Here is a 19,913-nt window from a genome sequence, read left to right as displayed (position 1 = left end):
GCGAAACCCGCGCTTAGCGGAGAGCGATGCTCGAGGCCGCTGCGCCATCGCCCGCTGCCTGTTTGCGGAGTGCTGCGCATAGGCGGCGCGGCGAAGGACCGGCGCTGTCCCGAGGGAGTGGCAAACGATGCCAGCGCCGCAGGTTCTCCTCCGGCCGTCCATGGAACTGCGAAGACTTCATGCGCACTGTTTCAAAACAGCGAATGTTCGACGCGCTTTCAACCCTTTCCCGCGCCTTGGCGGAAGGCGGCGTCCCCAACATGCAGGGCACCGATGCCGTGGCAGAGGAAGGCGCCGACGCGCCATTTCTGGCAATCGCTGCCATGGATTCGGCGCCTTCGCCGCGCGTGGCGGGAATGGCGGGTCGATCCAGACCCTGATCGCCGCCATGGGCCTCATGGCGATCCGCCACGGGGAGGAGCCGGACCCTCCCCGTGAGATCCTCGGCATCGCCGCCCCGGATGCACAGGTGAAGATGAAAATCGACAGCGCCAGCGAAGAGGTCGACCAGTACTTCGGGCGGGACGTCGTGGCCGAGGAGGTCACTACAGCGCTGGAAGCCCAGATGCTCGGTAAGAACACTACCGCAGAGGGCATCTGTGCTGTTGGATAAGGCGCGCTATGGAAATGCTCACATGGGTGAGTGGCCATGCCTCAAGCGGAAGAAAAATTCTTATCGCATATGTTGATGCCGCTGCGCGCGTCGTCTCTCCTCCCTTCAGTTCTGTTCCTCCACCTCCCCATTAATGACCTTAGCGCCTATAGTTTCGTCGAGTTCAGCAAGTTCACGTCGCGCCTTCTCTAACTCTTCTTCGTGACGCCGGATAATCTCAGCGAGCCGGACGCGCCTACGGGTGAGGGATTCATGATTGGCTCCGGCCGACCGGCGCAGTCGCTCTCGCTTCCAAGTGATGATCTCCGGGCGCCGCAGGTCTGGGCGCACAAGACCCTCCTGATCCGCCGCTGCGAGATCATCTGGTTTTAAAGTGGCGAGCTGGTAGGCGACACTCGCGGCCTGCGGCAGCTTGGGTTCCGGGATGCGGCCGCCGTCCACGGCCTCGGCAATCATCCGTAGCTCATAAGCGGTTTGGCGCCCGAAAGGCAGCGACGCATCAACCATCCGCTGGAACTCGCCATGTGCCAACTTTCGCTTGGCTTGAACGAGATAGCGACCAATGGCGAGGAAACTCTGCTGAGCTTCGCGCCAGAGCCGGGAGATCTCGCGCACGTACTCGTCCGGATTCCGCAGCTCGCGCTGCGCCGTACGGACAATATCAACCTGCGCACGAGGCGGCACGACGCTGGAAACGGATGCTGCCGGGGCTGAGGTGGGGCGACGGGCAACCTCGCCGCGACCAAGGACGAAGGGCGTGGATGGACGGCTCATTTGGCATGCATCCCTAGCTCAGCCTTGACGAAGGCCCATGCGCCTCGGAAGTCGTCAGTGCCGTTTCCGCCGCGCAACTCCATAACGCCGATCCCGGCGCGCGCACTGCGGCGGATGTCTTCTAGGTCGCGGATCTCGACCGGGGCTAAGCGGCCGCCGGTCTCAAGTAGGCCTAGCTTGGCCTCGTCGAGGCTCTTGCTGCCACGCCGAACGCGATTTAGCAGGAAGTGTGCCGGAACATCGAGCCGCACGAGAAGCGCCATCCAGGGGGCGGCGGATTCGATGTCATCGTCGGAGGGTTGGACAGGCACTAGGACGAGATCCGCCTTACGGAGGAGCGCCTGCATCTGGCCCGGACTACTCTCGACGCCAGGTGGTGTGTCCACGATGACCACATCGGCATTCATTGCATCGAGCCTGTCCCAGTGAGCCTCGATCTCGGCGATGGCGATGGCCTCACAAGCTATAAGTGGTGCCTGCTCCGGTCGACGCGCGACCCACCGTGCCAGCGCCTGCTGTGCATCGGTGTCGACCACCTGCACTCGCAAGCCCTCATGGGCCGCGGCTACTGCGAGGTTCCGGGCGGTTGTCGTCTTCCCGGAGCCTCCCTTGGCTGTGGAAATAACGAGCCATCGCGCCATGCGCCCGTCCCGCATCGGGGCTGGTCGAGCGGCGCGCCCCCTCGCTCCGCCCTGCGAACTCTTCGCCATAAGGTTCCCCCTCGATTCCCTAATGAGGACGAGATGTAGCCGGAACTTTGGGGGTTGCGCAGCCCGTAAGATACTTTGAGCGCGTAAAAGCAAGGCGTGCCTTACATTTTGGTAGCAGTGAATCGCTTAGTTACAGTGACTTGCGCATTATGCCGATGCATCCTACCAAGCGTCGAAATGCAAGACGTGCCTTACATTTGGCCGAATACCCGCTTCCAACGGGGTAAGCGCGGTAGCTCCGGGGCTGACAGGTTGTGTGTGAGTTGGCATGGCTGAGGAAAGATCTCGGCGGGACCCAACCCGGGCATCTACCTAGCGGCTTTCAGCAAAGTCCAGTGCGTGGGCGTGAGCTGAGTCCAAACCAGTGCACACAAAGCGGCAGGCAGGGAGTAGAAGATCGGCCGCACTCTTCCTCGAGTTTTACCAAAGGGGCTCGCACCGCATGCTTCAACGCAACTCGGCCGCGCCTCATGTAAACGGCTCTTTAAGTAATTGGGCAAGGTCCTTTTCTTCGCCTCAGCTATTGCTTTGGCGCAGGTGAACACTTCACGCGTCTGCTGAGTCGCCAAAATCGCCCGTCGATCTGCGACAAGCCGGCGAGCGGTGCGGCATTGGCAGGTATACTAGGCTCAAGCTGGGGTGGCGGGGTCTGCTACGCGACAAGACCCACTCACGCTGCAGGGCGCTAGTGCCAGCCGCAACCATGGCGAAGGTGCTGGCGCTCACCTGCTCTACGCCCCCAAGTTAGCCACGAACTGGACCAGTTGGGTGATGGCACACGCCAGCGGCATCAGCCTGTACTCGGTGCAGCGCATCTGGAACTCCTATCCGTTGTAGCTGTAATGGTTTTGACGCTTTAAGCGTCCTGGCCACCCGGCCGTCGCTGAGAAGGTTGAGGACATCCTCAGCTTGTACATTGATCTACCGATGCACATCGGGGTGCTGTTCATCGACGAAAAGTCGCAGATACAGGCGCTCGCCATATTCAGCCTGGCCTGTCTCTCAAACCCGGCAAATGCGGCACCATGACCCACGACTACATCGAGTACGCGATTCGCCTAGGCCTTTGAGCTTGGCAATTGCAACCAGCGAGACGATTGCTTCAACATGATAGGCGCCGGTTCGCTTCAGGTAGCTCCTTTTTGGCGGGCTGCCCTCGACGTGACAAGGACAAGTGGGGAATCCAGTGAGCCCAGTCTTTAAGACTGAGGAATCGAGTGAGCCCTACCGGGCAGTCAGAAGACGGGGTGCCACCGGGGGGCGAGAGGGCTTCAGAACGAGGCCCTCGTCCGTGAACTCAACCTTGGCACCCGGATAGACCGCGTTCGCCAGCGCGAGGGTTCCTGGGAACTTATTTTTGAAATGGTACAGTTTAGAGAAGCCGGTTCCGAACTGGGCTTTTAGAGCTCCCCAGGGTACCAAGCGGTTTTCTTTGAGAGCGTGCAGTCTGTATGCAAGCCAGAGATAGACGTCGAGAGCTGGGGCGTTGTTTGATAGCGCCTTGATGGCCGCCTCTTCGAGCGGGACGGGGTGCCTCCTGAGCTGCTCGAAGAACCCTTCCGAGAGCTTTGCCGTCTCAAGCGAGAGACGTCCCTGGGTCGCCCCGTCGTCCGCCTCGATAAACAGGGCCCTGTCCACGATGGTTTGCTGAACGAGACCGGAGCTGCGGCTGCCGGTGGAGATGTCGAATGTCAGCTTGCAGCGGCTGATGCGCTCGGCCTGATCCCGGACGCTCTTGCCCGTCATACCCCCGGCCGGGATCCCAACTCGGGCCAGCCACCCTCGCATGGAGTTGCCCAATTCGACCTCGCGCCTGCCGGTTCTGAGGGCTTCCGTCTGGAGGTAGAGCAGGATGAGACGGGCGTGGCTGCCAAATGGGACGCCGACAAACTCGAAGTTTTGGCTGCCGTCCGGGGCCACGATTTGGCGACGGCCCGGCTCCACCATGAGCTTGACCTTCTCGGACACTATGCCCCAGGGGGCATCGTTCTCGAGCCTCTTGTGGGGAAGTGCGCACTGGGCCCATCCGCTGTAGGCGAAGCCGAGGCCTGAGTCCTCGTCTGCAAGGTAGGCCGACGCTGCCTCGACGACTGCACGCTCAAAGCCCGCATCGATGGCGCCTTTGCGTCCCTTAGCCTCGATCAGGTCATGCACCGTACCCATTGCCTGCAAACTCTGCCCGATCTCGCCGCAAATGTCGCCGGGGAATCGAGTGAGCCGAAATACTAGAAGCTATTGGAAATTCTACTATTAGAGTGCTCACTGCTTTCCTCGGGGTAACTGCGACAACTCGTTGATTTTCCGTCGCGTCGCTCACTGCTTTCCCCGGCTCGCTCACTCGTTTCCCCGGTCAGCCTGTGGACTCACTGGATTCCTCAAGAGGGCAGGGGCTCACTCGATTCCCCACCCGGCGCTGCGACTCGGGCAGGCTATCTCGGGCTCTCGCCAACGCGGTTTCCGCTGGTTCTCAGCGTTCGCGGGGTGCCACGATCCAATAGATTTTGGACTAACTCACTGCAGTCCTGACACACTGTATCGGGATAGAAAGCGAGTATGCGCGGTAACTGCCATTATCATATATATTAGCTTGATATCAGACATGCGCAGGACGGCGCCGCGTCCCGCTAGTGATCAGCATCCGACATGTCGGCCCAAAGGCACCAATCATGCACCTCTTCGTGCAATTTCGAGTAAGGCCTGTGCTCGATAACGCCACTAGCAACATTGATCGGGCCGCTCATGCCGACCTCCCGTCGATCAGGCACCACGGATCCAACTCCCGAAGGTGCGCAGATTTTACGGCCGCCAGCGATTACAGTTCGCAACCAGGCGGAAGCGAGGCGCATGATCGACCAGGCCTATCCCTACCGTTGCTGCGTGGTATGCGGTCTGGAGGCGGCAACGTGCCTGCAAGTGGCTCACCTCGACCACAATGCCTCGAACAACGCACCAGATAACTTGGCGCGCCTTTGCCCGACGCATCACTGGATGTATGACGCAGGCCTCTACCCCATCGAAGCTATCCAGCTCCTGCAGGCTCACTGGCAGACCACGCAGGGCATACCGAATCATAAAGTTCGGATGAAGGATGCTGGTGCAAAAGCAGCACTGTCGAGAAAGCGCAGTGCCGCTGCACGGAAGGCCGTTGCGACGCGGCGGGCAAACGCGGCTGTAGGTGGTTGAGAAGTCACAGAGCGAAGGCAGGCGCCACAGGGTTGCAGCGTGCAATCTTAATGTCCATGCCTGGTGCAGTAGAGCCCTCAGGGCAATGCACGACAACTGCATAACTCGCCATTATGGGAAGGGCAGCCGTGATCCCGGATCTGCCTCGCGGTAAGACGTAGCGGGCGAATGCGAACGCATCGCGACCGCCGAAGTGATGCCTCTGGACTGTCCGGCGATCCGGCGGGGTATTGGCCCGGCAGCGCCGACATTGCCCGTCTCACAAGCAGGGCCGTTCCGGCCTCAGCCTGGAGGCGCAGCGCTAGGCCGTCGCCCGTCATGCAGCGGGGCAGGGCGGCACCGTCGTTTCCACCTTCGAGGAGTTCGATAAGCGCGGAGTTCCTGCGTCGCTATGAGGCAGAAGTGACACAGGCGCATCTGGCACCAGCGGACGGCACCGTGCTGCTCCCCTTTCCGGGACTGTTCTTCGTCGCAACGCACGAGTGAAGCGGTCGGTCTAGGTGGAGTAACGGGCCGGCTGCCGATCTGAATGGCGGAGGTGGCCAGCCCGTTACCCCACCTGGCTTCGGCCGATGCGCTCTTGCGCCCGCTGACCCGACGAAGGATCATCGCCTAAGCGGGAGAAACAGCAGCACCGGCTCAGCCAATCCGAGGAGGATTGCTTGCGCCCACATCCGTGCTGCCGCTGATGCCTGATAGCATCACCTCGACTGACCCCGCCCGACTGAGCCTCGCCGAGGCGAGCGCGCTGATCGCCCGCCACGCCCTATCGCCAGTGGAACTCACCCAGGCCGTGCTCCGGCGTATCGAGGCGTTGGATGAGACCCTGCATGCGCATGTCACCCTGCTAGAGAAACCGGCCCTGGCCGCCGCTCGCACTGCGGAGGCGGAGATCATGGCCCGCGGCCCGCGCGGTCCGCTGCATGGCATCCCTTACGGCCTGAAAGACAACTACGATACAGCGGGCGTCCCAACGACCGCTGCCTCCCGCGCCAGGCGGGAGAATGTGCCGACGACCGACGCCACGTTGCATGCGAGACTGCAGGCTGCCGGGGCGATCCTCATCGGCAAGCATAATACCTGGGAATACGGCACTGGCACCGGGGAGCTGCAGGACGACCTATTCCTGCTGCCCCCGAACAATGCCTGGAACTCAGCCTATTACACCGCCGGGTCCAGCAATGGGACCGGTGTCGCGGTCGCAGCCGGATTTTGCGCTCTTGGGCTCGGCTCGGATACTGGCGGGTCTGTGCGGCTGCCGGCGGCGGCAAACGGGTTGCATGGGTTGAAGCCGACATATGGCCGGCTCAGCCGTGCCGGGATCTTGCCCAATGCCTATACGCTGGATGTGGCCGGGCCGCTGACCCGGCGTGCGTTGGATGCGGCGCTGGCGATGAACGTGCTCGCCGGGCATGACCCGCTCGATCCAACCAGCCTCGACCTGCCGGTGCCGGATTTCACCGCCCGGATTGGCGATGGGGTGAAGGGCCTGACCATCGGGCTGCTGCGGCGCTTCCACGAACGGGATTTCGCTGCCGACCCGGAGATGGTGGCAGCGTTCGAGGCGGCAGCCACGGTGTTGCGCGGGCTGGGCGCCAAGCTGGTCGAGGTGGATGTGCCTTTTACCGTGCAAGCCTTTCGGGATTGCATGCGGCCGATCTCCGCAGCCGAGGCCCTGTCCATCCATGGGCCGGATATCCGCGCCAAATGGCCGATGATGGGCAAGGCGCTGCAAGGGAAGTTCCTCAGCGCCATGGCCATATCGGGTGCGGATTACGTCACTGCCCAGCGCTGGCGGCGGCAGATGGCCGACGCGACGGATGCCGCCATCCGAGGCTGCGACGCGGTGCTGATGCCGTGCGTGATGACCAAAGTGCCGAGCTGGACCGAGGGGGAGGCGCGCTTCCAGGAATTCATGATGGCCAGCGCCACCTGCGTGCTGAACGTCAGCGGCCATCCGGCGGCCTCGGTCTGCGCCGGATTTGATAGCGCTGGGCTGCCGCTCTCGCTGCAGATTGTGGCGCGGCATGCCGATGAGGCGACCCTGCTGCGGGTCGCCCATGCCTTCGAGGAAGCAACCGACTACTGGCGTCGGTTGCCGGTTGGTTGAGGCAGTTCGATGACCGCGGGGCGGCTGGTCCGTCCTTTACACGGAGATGCCGCTGATGACCGAACTCGAAGCATATACCAAGTTGGTGCGGGCTGGGATCGCGTCGCCTGACGCGACTCTGGTCGCCCGGCTGATTGCCGCCGCGGCTCAGATGCAGGCCGGGCTCGCTCGCCAGCCACAGGGCTTGCCTACAGGGCTAGAGCCAGCTGCCAGCTTCTCGGTGCCACTGCCATGATGCGGCGGGGCTTGCTGGCTGCGGTGCTGGCCTGCGGCGTGGCTGGAGCGGCGCCGGCTGAGACAGTGCTGCGGGTGGGAATGACCCTGTCCGATATTCCGTCCATAACCGGCCAGCCGGACCAGGGCGGAGAGGGCTGGCGTTTCGCTGGGGTGACCCTCTACGACAGCTTGGTCGGCTGGGATCTCTCGCGAACCGACCGGGCCTCCCACCTTATTCCCGCATTGGCGTTATCCTGGGCGGCGGATCCGGCTGACCGGCGGCGCTGGATTTTCAAGCTGCGACCGGGCGTCACATTCCACGACGGCTCGGCCTTCGATGCCGATGCGGTCGCCTGGAACATGGCCAAGCTGATGGACCCGGCGGCGCCGCAATACGACGCACGGCAGGCGGCGCAGACCTATGGGCGAATGAATGCTCTGGCCGGGGTCGAGGTGATCGATCCGCTCACCGTGGCCATCATCACCAAGTCGCCGGATGCGCTGGTGCCCTGGTATTTCGGCCGCATCTTCTTCTCCTCCCCGGCACAGTGGGAGAAGGTCGGGCGGAGCTGGGAGGCCTTCGCCCGCGCGCCCTCCGGCACCGGACCCTGGCGGTTCGACCGGATCGTGCCGCGCCAACGGTTGGACCTCGTCCGCAACCCGACTTACTGGGATCCGATCCGGGTGCCGAAGACGGACAGGCTGGTGCTGGTGCCCATCCCGGATGCGAATACCCGCGTCGCCGCGCTGCTCTCGAACCAAGTGGATTGGGTGGAGGCGCCACCACCGGATGCCGCGTCCCGGCTACGGCAGGCTGGGATGCAGATTGTGGTGAACAGCTACCAGCATACCTGGCCCTGGATGTTGAGCCGGGTGGATGGGTCGCCCTTCAATGACATCAGGTTGCGCCGGGCGGTCAATCTTGCGATCGACCGTGAGGGCATCGCCGGACTGCTAGGCGGCTTCGGGACGCCGGCTGTGGGGCAGGTGCCGCCGGATCACCCGTGGTTCGGCACGCCGAAATGGCAGGTGAGATACGACCCGGCTGAGGCGCGACGGCTTTTGGCCGAGGCGGGCTTCGGTCCGCGCAACCCACTCCGGATGCGGGTTACCATTAGCCCCTCCGGCTCCGGGCAGATGCAGCCGCAGATCATGAACGAGGCGATGCAGGAGATGCTGCGGGCGGTGGGGGTCGAGGTGGCTTTCGAGGTCATCGACTGGTCCACCATGACCCAGCGCCGCAGCCAGGGGGCGCAGTCGCCGGAGCAGACCGGCATTCATGGGTTGAACAATTCCTGGTCCTGGGTCGACCCGGATTTCGGCTTCGTCAGCGTTTTGGCCAGCGACAAGATCGCGCCCCGCGGGAACAACTGGGGCAATGTACGGGTGCCAGAGTTCGACAGGCTTTCCAATGCGATCCGGGCGGAGTTCGATCCGGAGAAGCAGGACAGCCTGCTCGCCGAGTTGCATGCCCGTATGGTAGAGGACGCCACCTGGCTCTGGGTGGTGCATGATATGAATCCACGTGCCATGTCACCGCGGGTGAAAGGCTTCGTTCAAGCGCGGAATTGGATTCAGGATCTGACGACGGTGCGGATGGAGTAGTACTCGGCAAAGACGATTTGGCAGGTTGAAGTGAGCACACGTCGCCAGCGATGATGGACGCTGGACCATAAGCCCGGCGCCTTCGCGCCTCGGCGCATCGGTCCGGCAAATCCAGAGTGTCGCCTCGACGAAGTGGCGAAGCGCCTTCTCATCACGCTTCCATACGATTGGAATCTGCTGCAGCACCAGCATCAGCGACACCTAGGCATCGTCTAGGCTCGTTTTGGTCATGGTGTTGTCCCTTAAATAAACCGGGCGGACGTTCAGGGCGGAGAGCCAGAGTCCGAAGCAGAACCAAATGGATCGGCCAACCAGTCCGGTCACAAAGCCCAATCATAAGTTACCTTCAGGGATTTGACGTCGTCATCGTCTGCAAATCCTGCCACGTAAATTTTTAAACATAGCCCTGCATCATTGATGTTACCTGACCCCAGGCCATGATCGGTTTCGCCTTGCAGGGGTGGTGACCCCTAATAATGGATACCCATGTCAGAAGCAGATCGCGTTTTTTCACGCATGTCCAAGCCAATCACCTCTTCCCGTCAAACGCGGCACATTGTCAGCGCGCCTCGAAAGAACCGCTCCGGGATTGTGGCCAGTCGGGTCGTTGAAGTTGTGCATGTCACGCGAGGCATCCCGAGACCGGTGACGGATCAGCCGCGCCGGGTACCAGAGAGTGCCCACGTCGAGACTTGGCCCGCAGGACTTCGCCCAAACTCACCTGCACCTGCACTGCCGCAGGAGGCACAACCCATGTCACCCGAAGCCCCACCTCCAACCGTACACGTCATGCCAATGTGGCAACCATCAGCGCAGCAGTTGGCCTCGGAGCAGGGGAAGTCTGCTGTGGAGCTTCGTGAACCGCATGGCACAAAGTCAGGCGCATCGAAGGTGGTGCGGCATTTTGCGGATCCCTTCGCCGAGGATGATGACCGTGCCAACTGCATCCGCTGCGGCTACCTTGTCGAGCAGAAGCGAGAAACGCGGGGGCTGAAGACATGTTCGCAATGCAGTTGATGGCCATCCACGGTTGCAGTATCTGCATCGATTAATAATCGAAAGTGGGATACTTAGATGGATAACACAAATTTGCCTCACGATTTTTTGGCAATCGCTAATCAGTATTTTGGTGAGGATCAAGCCGAAGTAGTTGAAGGCCAACTGGACAGTTTGATTGTTTTATTGACAGGATATTTCGTTGGTCTCAAACGTACCGGCCGAGGCAGCGAGCGTCAGGCCCGGATCAACCTGATCCTCAAGCACCTCAAAGGTCTCCGCTTGGCCTTTAATCAGTTGGATGTGGAGACGTTAGCTGGGGCGCTTGATCCTGCGACCTCAGGAAAAATCATGGCGCTGGAGCGAGAACTGGCGGAGCTTCCGGATCAAACCTTGGCAAAGCTTCGACGAGCGCTGCTGCTGCCGGACGGTTTACCCCCCCTGCACACCGAGGTAGGCGAGCCCGGGCGACTCTATTGGTTGGGCACGCTGAAAGCCCTGCGGGAAACCCTTGGCGTTCTCGAGACAGGCCTCACTGCGATCGAAGCCGCAACGGAGCGGCAGCCGGCTAACCGGCCCAAGCGTTCCGATGTGCTCAGTTTGGGCCTTGAGGAGCTGGAGCGGATCTGGCGCCGACACCGCCCCGACCCGCCGAACCAAAGCACCAATGCGAATGGGTTTGGCGGGCTGGCGCAAACCCTGTTCGCCGCCCCTCCGTTCGCTTTTACAACAAGGTCTGTAGGTCACGCCGTCGCGGCCCGACTGCCAAAGCGCGCCAACCAGTAGCGCCGCAGCGGAGGCATTTTCCCGGGTTTCTGGAGCAGACTTCCATCGACCTGGTTGCTGCGGTCCTGATTGATCTGGGCTGTCATGAAACAGCAGCCCCGCCTCACATCCCGCACCGTCTCACGGCCCACGGCCGACGCCGGTCCCATTCATCACGCGACACCGGAAGCGGTGTCCCGCCGCTACGCTAGTAGGGCTACCGGCCCCGCCGCAGTCGCAGCCGCTTTCTCCGAGCCGCCGGCCCAACAGCCCGAGACGCTGCGCCAGCTCTTCACCATCGTCGAGGTTTGCCGAGCGACAGGCTTCTCGGACAGCACTGTCCGACGTGCCATCCGTCTGCGGCACCTTGCGGCCATCACCGTGGGTCGCAGCGTCAGGCTGACCCAGGTGGATGTTGATGCGTGGCTTGACCGCAATCACCGGAAGCCGCGCTGATGCTCGTGCCGAGCGCAAGGGAATCCCTCACTTTCAGCCCCCTTCCGGAAAAGGCGGGCTCGCTACAACTCAACAAGCCAGAGGTCCCCTTTTCCCGAATTTCAGTCCTGACCACACGGCAAGACAACAAACCAACCCTGACCAGACCTGACCGGAGCAGACCGATGAACCTGTTCGAATGGGCCGTGGCCCAGGACGTGATTGCGCCGGTGTTGGAGAATAATCTACCGCTGATTTCGGCGACCATCACCGCGGTGGCGACACCGTTGCCTCAGCCATCGCCAGCGCTGATTGCCATCAATGACGTCGCCAATGCGGCCGACGGACCAAGACCTGTAGCGCGCAGTGGCCAGCTACCGCCGGCATCTTTCGCCATCTCCTTGGCCACGCTTGAAGCCGAACGAAGGATGCCCCCCGACACGCTGTCCCGTTGGAAATCAGACGTCGAACAAGCCGCGACGTGGATCGGGCTGTCGCCAGAGACGCTGCCAACGGCCCCTGCGGCGCTCGTTCCGTATTTGGAAAAGGTGAAGGTCGGCGCGAAGCTGGGCAACAGACGGCTCAAAGCCAAACATTGGTCCAACCTGCAGTCCTCGTTGCGGGCAGTGGCTAGCGCGGTCGGCGTCCTTCCACCAAAGCGCGACCGTCATATGCCATTGACGCTGAGCCCCCCTTGGCAAGCCCGGGTTGGGCATCTGCCTTGTACATCTCGCTCGCCCCTAATGAGCCTCGTACGCTGGTGTGACAGCTGCAACATCGGGCCGGATGAGGTGCCTGCAGACGTACTCAAGGAGTACGGACGCTGGCGAGCGGCAAACAGCTACACCAAGCACCTGCCGCAGGTCTTGCAGAGTATCAGGATGCGATGGAACAGTTGTCAGCGGCGGGTGCCAGGGTGGCCACAGCAGCGTCTTACCAGCCCAGGCTTGCAACCTCGCCCACGTAACCTTCCCGCGACCGCTTTTCCTTCCACATTCCAGGACAGCTTCGACGCCTTCCTGGCCGGGCTGCGTGCCACAAAGCCCCTGGAAGGGCGAGGACGTGCCCTGGCGGAACCGACCATCGCGCTATACGGGTCGAAGATATTGCTGGCTGCTACGATCCTCGCTGGTCAGCGAGGTGGGCCGCAAGCGGTTCCCAATGTCGACTGCCTGGCGACACCCGAGGCAATGCGCCTCATCCTGTTGCAGCGATACCATGCGGATGGCGACACCTGGACGCCGACCGCGGTGCATCTGGCCACTGTCCTGGTCGGTCTGGCCCGCAATCATCTCGGACTTGACGACACCGCGCTCGCCCCACTGCGCGCGCTGCAGCGCAAGGTGCTGACACCGCGAGCGGGTCGCCTGCCAGAGAAGGTGCGCGACCGGCTGGCGCAGTTCGACGATCTGCAACTGCGCCGGGCTTTGTTCACGCTGGCCGACAAACTCTGCACGGAAGCCGAGGAGATGCGCAAAGAAAAGCCTTACCAGGCGGCGGCGCACCACCGCCGAGGTATCCTGCTGCACCTCCTGCTCCGGTCCGCCATGCGTCGGCGCAACCTGATCGCTTTGAACCTGCAGGACGACTTTGTCCGCGACCAAAGGGGCGAAGTGACCGGCATCCGAGCCAAGCACACCAAGAACGGCATCACGATCCAAGCCGAGTTCCCGCACGCTTTAAGCCGACTGTTCAAACGACACTGTGCGGTGTTTCGGCCAAACCTGCCGGGCGCGTCCAGCTGCTGGTTCGTGCCAAGTCCGGATGGAACAAGGCATGGCTCGATCGATGCCCAAAGTGCAAAGCTCGCACAGCTTGTACGGAAGCGCCTTGGGGCTGACTTCAACCTTCACCTGACCCGCCACATCGTGGCGACGATCCTCTACGAGGAGGACGGCGACAACAGCGTTCTCGTGCAACGTACCCTTGGCCACACCGAGGTCAAGACTACAACCAGGATGTATGGCGAGATCAGCACGGCCGGCGCGCACCACAAATGGAGCGAGGCCATTGATGATTTGGTTAAGCAAAAGATCCGCCGCCGGCGCACGGGGAAACAGGGCTGATGAGCGACATATCTCGCCGTGGCCGACACAGCACGCTCTTTCCCCTGGTTAAGCGACGGCCTTTGAGTGCGCAATGGCCGGAAGCTGACCGGCAGGCCTGGGCCATGGCGATCGGGCCTGCAGCCAGTCCTTTGGATGATCCTGGATCGGCTGCCCACCTCTCTGTCAGCAGCCAGCGGCTTCGGGAGAAAACGTACGGCAGCTTTCTGTGCTGGCTGGAGGCAGAAGGTCAGCTGGACATAACCGAAACGCCCGCCATGCGCGTGCGGCCAGACCGGGTTGCCGGCTGGTTCGCCGAGACCCGCGGCAGGGTGGCGGCTAGGACCGCTGACATGGCCCTGGTGCATCTCTCCCTAGTGATCGAAGCCATGGTACCAGGCAACGATTGGCGCTGGGTTAGGAAGACGCCTGGCAGGCCCAGCCGGGCAGATGTTCGGGCCATCGCAGATGGCAAACCGAAGCCACCTGACACCATCCAGATCGCGGCGGACGCCATAGATCTCTGCATTGCGCTCGATGATACCGTGCCTTCGATCGGCATCGCCCTTGAGTACCGTGATGCGTTAATTATCGCCCTTGCCTGCTACCACGCACCACGCCTGAGCAACCTCGCCGAGATCCAGATGGGCGAGCACCTGATATCTATATCGGATAGCGCCTGGCGCCTACGGATTCGCAGGACTAAGAACAGCGAGCCGCTCACTCCGCGCCTGGGCGCCGGGCTTGTACCGTGCCTGGAGCGCTACCTGCAGATCTACCGGCCGCTGCTCCTGGACGGACGGGAGGATCACGGCTTTCTTTGGGTCAATCAGCGTAGCCTGCCATTGGCCCCATCCGCGTTCCGCCGCGTCTTCCAGAACATGGGGCGGAGGCTGGCTGGTGTTGGCCTGAGCCCGCATGGCGTCCGGCACGGCATGGCAACCGGCTTGATGCAAATGGGTGCTGGCGGAATCCGCATCGCGGCAGCGGCTCTTGGACATCGCGGTACGGCAAGCGTCAATCAGGTCTACGACAGATCCGATATCAGCGTTTTTGCCACGGAGTGGAAGCGCATCCTGAAGAAGAGGCAGGGGCTGTAGCCGCAGAGGTGAGCTGCTGCGGGATGCGCAGTTGTTCCAACTCTATTCGCTGGCCAGGTAGCAGTTCTGCCGCCCGAACTGGGTGGCGCGTGCCTGGGCAGGCGTCGAGATGCACGGGCGGTACTGGATCCGTCTGGAGTTTGCAAGGAGGACCACACCTCAGGAATTTTCAACTCCAACCACCGCGGCTTCCGCTGACCAATGCGCCAGAAACGGCGCGCAATGTATGAGGAGTTCAGCAATGACGACCTGCAATGAGACTATCATCACCGAAGCGTTGGCCTATGCTGCGGCAGCCATCGCCATACTCGCCCCCAAGGATGGACGCCTTTCACGCCAGGGTACTGCCATGACCGAGTTGCTGCGCCAGCGCGCCGGTAACAAGTTCAGCGATTTTGCCATTAGTGTAGCCACGTCGCAGCTGACGGGAGAGCCCATGCCGGGCTTCTTCACCACCATGGAGACAAAGAGGCGCAAGCGCCGTGCAACGTCAGCGCCTCTTTCGCGTCCAGCCAAAGCAGATCCAGCCGATAACGGTGGCTGATTCGCGGTTGGTTAATCAAAATCATGAGTAGGGAATGGCTGAGCGTCCGCTCAGCCAATTTCCGTCGCGCTTCTGACATTTATTTACGCAAAAACATTGAAAAGCTTGGGTACCAGCCCCATCTATGTTGTACGAGGGACATGGCTCGCCCGGCACCCTTGCTCCCAGCTGCAATCTCATTCGTGTTTTCAGGGTCGAGCTGAACCCGACCAGCCACGGGGTAGCGCCGCTGCATCAGCGATGATGCCCTGTCGCTATCCCGCACTGCATTCGGTCGGGCTCACGCAGCGAGTCATGACTCCTCTTCCCCTTCGTCATCCCACCTCGGCGGAGCCGCTGCAGCGCTATCCACGGCGCCGCCGTGGCCCGGCACCGCGCATCCGGCACTGAGCCGGCTGCTTCTGCAAACCTTCCCTTGCCAGCGGTGGCATGGGGGTGGCGATGACCAAGCGCCCACCCGGCGCCGCCCCGGTCCAATCCAGGGACGATGCGTCGGCCCCGCCGCGCAGGACGTGGCGTTGGCGCGGGCCACAAGCCCACGCCGAGCAACTCGGCCCAGCCCGCGGCGACTGCAGCGCTCGGGCCGCCATTTAGAAGGTCCGTCTGGGTTGTGGATCACCCGACCGGACAAGCTTCGCGTCAGCCCGGCCGCTGTCTCACAGCGCGCCGGGCTGATTGCATGCTGAGCCCACCCCGCTCTCCCACGCGGCACTCCAACCCGTCTCGGCAGCTCCCAAGCCGACCGTCGCGGCCCCTTGAGCAAGGCCGGAAACCCGATGTTGGAGATCGCATGACCCCCATCAGCGCCCTCAGCTACCAGGGCAGGCCCATCCGCCTCCGTGGCGCCATGCTGAACCTGACCGACATGTGGCAGGCAGCCGGCGGCCCGGAGAACCGGCACCCGGCCCATTGGCTGATCCTCAATGAGACGCAGCACTGTCGCGCGCAGCCCCAGATCCATTGGATCATGTTCGAGGCGCCGACCGCGGATACCGTCATCTCGGATGGCAGTATCAAGATCGACGGCGACGGCCTCGTTGCCACCCTGGGCGGCCACCACGACGGGACCTGGGCACACTGGCAGCTCGCGCTGTCCTATGCCCGCTATCTCTCACCGAGGCTCCACCTCTGGTGCAACACCGTGGTTCGCACCGCTATCGCGCAGCCCAGCGGCTCTCCGACCCCGAGGCATGACCCGCTGCTGCCCTCCCTTGCCCAGCAGTTCCGCAGCCTGCATCGCCGGCTCGACATCCTCGACCGGCATGCGGCGGACCTGATGTTCCTGCAGCTCTCGGCGCAGGACTTGCTGCTCGGTAAGCGGCGGGACTTCTCGGAGCGCAGCCAGGCCATCATCACCAGGGTGGCGGCGGCCGAGCCGTTCAATAGCCAGTGCCCCTGCTGCGACACCAACCCCGTCCTCACCGAGGCCGGCCGGCCGCTACCCGGCGCCGAGTTTGACCACTTCTTCCATCGCGGCCTCAACCGGCCGGAGCATGGCTGGCTGGTCTGCGCGGCCTGCCATGGCGAGCTGACCCGCGGCAGCTACCTCGTTCGCTTCGCGCGAATGCCCGAGTTCCGCACCTTCCAGGCCGCGGTGCTCAAGCAACGGCGTCGGGGGCATCCCAGCACCACGGCCCCGATGCGGTAGCCCGCAGGAACCCCCAAGGTTCTCCCCGGTGGAGGACCTGCAGAGCCCCATGACCTCACACCGAGGTCATGGGGCTTTTTGCATTTCCGGGGTCACGCCCCTTCATCTGGCCCTCGCTCTAACCCAGCACCGGCATGGGCCGCCAGCACACTGCCGAAGCTTTGCATCATGCCGGCGATAGTGGGTGCGGATGGTGGGAAGGGGGAGCCACCTCCAGCCGCATGGGAGGTGCCGGTAGGACATCTTAGAGCGCCCTCGAAAAGTTATTTTGATGTGTCGTAATGTCGCCACTATAGTGGCGCTATGACCGACACAGAACCTACCCTGGCCGAGTTGGCGGCAGCCTCGGGCCTGGAGCCCCGCACCATCCGCTCCTGGGTGGCCCAGGGCCTGCTGCCAGGGCCACGCTCCCGCGGTCCCGGCGCCCGCTACCCCGCTGACGCCCTCAAGCGCCTGCTGGCCATCCGCGGCATGCGCGACCGCCTCGGCATGCCTCTCGCCGCCATCCGGCAGGAGCTGCTGGTGGCCACGCCCGAGCAGCTGCGGGTCCATGCCGGCCGAGCTGCCGACCTGGTGCCCGAGCCACGCGAGCTGGCTTCGGCTCCGTCCTCGGCCCTCGACTACCTCCGCGGCCTTCGGGAGCGGCGGGAGCCAACGCCGGCCGCAGGAGTAGCCCTACCGCCTCCGCCCCGAGCCGGGGAGGGGCCACCGCCGCGGTCCCCACAGCGCCAGGGTTCCCTGGCGTTGCCGACAGCCGGCTTTGAGGCGCTGGAGCTCCACCTGGCCCAGGCCCGCCGCGAGCCGCCCCGCAAGGTGCGTGCGGAGGAGTGGCTGCGCATTCCCATCGCTCCTGACGTCGAGCTGGCGGTCCGCGGCCGCCTCGATGCCGAGCAGCGCGCCCGGCTCGAGCGCTGCGCCGACCTCATCCGCGACATCCTGCTCGGGAGCAGCTCATGACCGATCGTCCAGCCACCCGCCTGACCCTCACCGCCGGCCTCGACCGCGCCCTGGCCTGGGAGGGCGGCGGCTCCATCCGCTACCTCGTCGCCGACCTCACCGCCGGGGATGGCGGGAAGCCAGGGCGGCAGGTACCGCCGCTCAACCTGGCTCTGGCCATCGACGTCTCCGGCTCCATGGCCGGTGAGAAGTTGGAGGCCGCGCGCCGCACGGCCCTCGCAGTGGCCGAGGCGCTGGGTGAGGCCGACCGGCTGACCGTCGTCGCCTTCGACAGCGGGGCGGAGCTGCTGCTCGATGCCCGGCCAATGGACGCGGCCGGCCGCCGCGCTGCGGCCCGGGCGATCGGCCGATTGGCCCCGCGCGGCGGCACCAACCTCTTCAGCGGCTGGCTGCTCGCCGCCGAGTACGTGGCGATCGCCATGGCGGCCGGGGCAGGGGCCTCGCACCGGCTGATGCTGCTCTCGGACGGCCAGGCGAATGAGGGGGTGACCGACCGCACCGAACTCGCCCACCACGCGGGCGAGCTGCTCAGGCGCGGCATCATGACCTCGGCCGTCGGCATCGGCGACGGCTACGATGAGGAGCTGCTGGGCGCCATGGCCGAGGCCGGCGGTGGCCGGCTGCACGATGCCGGGCAGGCCCACGAGATCGGCGAGGTGGTGCTGGGCGAGCTGCGCGAGGGCCGCGACGCACTGCTGGAGCGCACCACCCTCCGCCTCTCCGTCCCGGCGACCCTCCGGGCCGAGGTGGTGGGGGCCTGGACGCAGACGGCGCTGCCCGGCGCGCTCGAGGTGCTGGTCGGCACGCTGCTGCCGGACCGCCCGAAGCGGCTGGTGTTCCGGCTGCACGCGCCAGCCGGGGCACCGGGGACGGCGCTGCTGCTCGGCGTCTCGGCCAGTGGTGCCCTGCCGGATGGTGGCGGTCTGATCGAGGCCCGCCCGGCGGAGGCCGAGCTGCAACTGGCGCCTGGCCACGAGAACAGCGCCCAGCCGCGCGACGCCGACCGCGACCTCGCCGCCGTGCGGGCCTGGCAGGCGGAGGTGCTGCGGCGGGCGGTGCGGATGAACCGCGACGGCGACCGACGGGCGGCACGGCACTACCTCGAGCGGGAGCTGCGCTGGATGCAGCGCTATGCCCGAGGCCTGAAGGCGGTGGAGCCGCTGCTGGCCGAGCTGGTGCTGCTGCTGCGCCGGGTTGGCGAGGACTGGGACGAGCAGGTTCGCAAGGAGGTCTATGCCGCCTCCTACCAGCGTGCCCGCGGTGAGGTGGACCTGCGCGCCGCGGCGCCGCCCTCTATCGCCGAGCGCTTCAGCGGGGTCCCAAGGCGATGAACGCCCCCCTGGCAGGAACACTGGCGGACCGGGCGCTTGGCGCCCTGGTCGGCCTGGCCGTGGGCGATGCCGTCGGCACGACGCTCGAGTTCTGTCCGCGCGACAGCTACCCGCCGCTGACCGACATGGTGGGCGGCGGCCCCTTCCGGCTGCCGCCGGGCGGCTGGACGGACGACACCTCCATGGCGCTTGGCCTGGCCGGCAGCCTGGTCGAACTCGGGCGTTTCGACGGCGCCGACATCATGCGGCGCTGGCTCCGCTGGATGGGGCAGGGGGCCTACAGCCACACCGGAACCTGCTTCGACATCGGCAACCAGACCAGGGCGGCCCTGCGGCGCTTTGAGCGGGATGGCAGCTTGCCGCCGCCGACCGACGCGGCCGGCAACGGCGCGATCATGCGGCTCACGCCGGTCGTGCTCTTTGCCATGCGCGAGCCGCTGGAGCGGCGGCGTACGGTCGCAGCTGAGCTGGCGGTTCAGCAGGCGCGGCTGACCCACAACAGCGAGGAAGCCGCTGCGACGGCGGCGGCCATGGCCGGCCTCCTGTATGATCTGCTCCACGGCGCCGGGCCGGAGGTCCTGGGCGAGGTGGCGGCAACTCGGAACCTGGTGCGCTCTGGCGGCTATGTCCTCGATACCTGGAACGCCGCGCGCTGGGCGGTCGCCACCACGGGCAGCTTCCGCGAGGCGGTACTGGCCGCGGCCAATCTCGGCGAGGATGCCGATACCACTGCGGCCGTCGCAGGGCAGATCGCGGGAGCAATGTACGGCTATGCCGGCATCCCCAGCATGTGGCGCGAACGGCTGCTCTGGCGCAAAGAGATCGAGGCGGCGGGTTGGAATCTTATCAGCCAGCCACGCCAGCAGGCGACTACAGTCTGA

18 protein-coding genes are annotated in these 19,913 nt (G+C 64.2%); 15 read left to right on the top strand and 3 right to left on the bottom strand.

Translation table 11 applies throughout. The annotated features are described in order from the left end of the window. The first annotated feature begins 179 nt into the window (after positions 1-179). Positions 180-380 carry a hypothetical protein gene (locus tag JMJ56_RS25430; RefSeq protein ID WP_202834566.1) on the top strand — a complete coding sequence of 67 codons (201 nt, stop codon included), beginning with the start codon at positions 180-182 and terminating at the stop codon, positions 378-380. An 8-nt stretch (positions 381-388) separates the two neighbouring features. Continuing rightward, a complete protein-coding gene (locus tag JMJ56_RS25425; RefSeq protein WP_202834565.1) occupies positions 389-613 on the top strand; it encodes a hypothetical protein in 225 nt (74 codons plus the stop codon). A 105-nt stretch (positions 614-718) separates the two neighbouring features. On the opposite strand, the gene JMJ56_RS25420 is transcribed toward JMJ56_RS25425, so the two are convergent. From JMJ56_RS25420 to JMJ56_RS25410, 3 genes are all read right to left on the bottom strand, one after another. Next, the gene (locus JMJ56_RS25420; protein WP_202834564.1) at positions 719-1,387 is read right to left on the bottom strand and encodes a DUF3102 domain-containing protein; all 669 of its coding nucleotides are present in this window, start codon (positions 1,385-1,387) and stop codon (positions 719-721) included. Beyond that, entirely contained in the window at positions 1,384-2,028 is a 645-nt protein-coding gene (locus tag JMJ56_RS25415) for a ParA family protein (protein ID WP_202834563.1), read from the bottom strand. Before JMJ56_RS25415 ends, JMJ56_RS25420 begins: the two co-directional genes overlap by 4 nt. Positions 2,029-3,321: 1,293 nt before the next feature. Further along, positions 3,322-4,260 carry a replication protein RepA gene (locus JMJ56_RS25410; protein ID WP_202834562.1) on the bottom strand — a complete coding sequence of 313 codons (939 nt, stop codon included), beginning with the start codon at positions 4,258-4,260 and terminating at the stop codon, positions 3,322-3,324. A 681-nt stretch (positions 4,261-4,941) separates the two neighbouring features. Between JMJ56_RS25410 and JMJ56_RS25405 the strand changes: the two genes are divergently transcribed. From JMJ56_RS25405 to JMJ56_RS25345, 13 genes are all read left to right on the top strand, one after another. Next, on the top strand, positions 4,942-5,280 hold the full coding sequence (locus JMJ56_RS25405) for an HNH endonuclease (RefSeq protein ID WP_202834561.1): 339 nt from the start codon (positions 4,942-4,944) through the stop codon (positions 5,278-5,280). A gap of 688 nt (positions 5,281-5,968) precedes the next feature. Continuing rightward, positions 5,969-7,390: an amidase gene (locus JMJ56_RS25400; RefSeq protein ID WP_202834560.1), complete on the top strand. Its 1,422-nt coding sequence runs from the start codon at positions 5,969-5,971 to the stop codon at positions 7,388-7,390. A 55-nt stretch (positions 7,391-7,445) separates the two neighbouring features. Further along, complete coding sequence (locus tag JMJ56_RS25395) at positions 7,446-7,625, top strand: hypothetical protein (RefSeq protein WP_202834559.1); 180 nt, start codon at positions 7,446-7,448, stop codon at positions 7,623-7,625. Further along, positions 7,622-9,211 (top strand): ABC transporter substrate-binding protein, encoded by a 1,590-nt coding sequence (locus tag JMJ56_RS25390; protein ID WP_202834558.1) that lies wholly within the window; start codon positions 7,622-7,624, stop codon positions 9,209-9,211. The genes JMJ56_RS25395 and JMJ56_RS25390 overlap by 4 nt, the downstream gene beginning before the upstream one ends. 1,074 nt (positions 9,212-10,285) lie before the next feature. Next, on the top strand, positions 10,286-10,993 hold the full coding sequence (locus JMJ56_RS25385) for a hypothetical protein (protein ID WP_202834557.1): 708 nt from the start codon (positions 10,286-10,288) through the stop codon (positions 10,991-10,993). A gap of 84 nt (positions 10,994-11,077) precedes the next feature. Then, positions 11,078-11,428, top strand: coding sequence for a helix-turn-helix domain-containing protein (locus JMJ56_RS35645; RefSeq protein ID WP_202834556.1), 351 nt, complete (start codon positions 11,078-11,080; stop codon positions 11,426-11,428). 164 nt (positions 11,429-11,592) lie between these two features. Continuing rightward, positions 11,593-13,473, top strand: coding sequence for a site-specific integrase (locus tag JMJ56_RS25375; RefSeq protein ID WP_202834555.1), 1,881 nt, complete (start codon positions 11,593-11,595; stop codon positions 13,471-13,473). Next, entirely contained in the window at positions 13,473-14,552 is a 1,080-nt protein-coding gene (locus JMJ56_RS25370; protein WP_202834554.1) for a tyrosine-type recombinase/integrase, read from the top strand. The genes JMJ56_RS25375 and JMJ56_RS25370 overlap by 1 nt, the downstream gene beginning before the upstream one ends. A gap of 241 nt (positions 14,553-14,793) precedes the next feature. Next, positions 14,794-15,096, top strand: a complete 303-nt coding sequence (locus JMJ56_RS25365) for a hypothetical protein (RefSeq protein ID WP_202834553.1) — start codon at positions 14,794-14,796, stop codon at positions 15,094-15,096. 790 nt (positions 15,097-15,886) lie between these two features. Continuing rightward, positions 15,887-16,744, top strand: a complete 858-nt coding sequence (locus JMJ56_RS25360) for a KilA-N domain-containing protein (RefSeq protein ID WP_202834552.1) — start codon at positions 15,887-15,889, stop codon at positions 16,742-16,744. A gap of 303 nt (positions 16,745-17,047) precedes the next feature. Continuing rightward, on the top strand, positions 17,048-17,701 hold the full coding sequence (locus JMJ56_RS25355; RefSeq protein ID WP_202834551.1) for a helix-turn-helix domain-containing protein: 654 nt from the start codon (positions 17,048-17,050) through the stop codon (positions 17,699-17,701). Next, entirely contained in the window at positions 17,698-19,032 is a 1,335-nt protein-coding gene (locus JMJ56_RS25350) for a vWA domain-containing protein (protein ID WP_202834550.1), read from the top strand. Before JMJ56_RS25355 ends, JMJ56_RS25350 begins: the two co-directional genes overlap by 4 nt. Next, complete coding sequence (locus JMJ56_RS25345) at positions 19,029-19,913, top strand: ADP-ribosylglycohydrolase family protein (protein WP_202834549.1); 885 nt, start codon at positions 19,029-19,031, stop codon at positions 19,911-19,913. The genes JMJ56_RS25350 and JMJ56_RS25345 overlap by 4 nt, the downstream gene beginning before the upstream one ends.

Origin of the sequence: Belnapia arida (genome assembly GCF_016773205.1) — a bacterium.
GTDB lineage: Bacteria > Pseudomonadota > Alphaproteobacteria > Acetobacterales > Acetobacteraceae > Belnapia > Belnapia arida.
The sequence above is the reverse complement of the archived record's forward strand: the minus strand, read 5'-3'. Positions and strand labels throughout refer to the sequence as shown.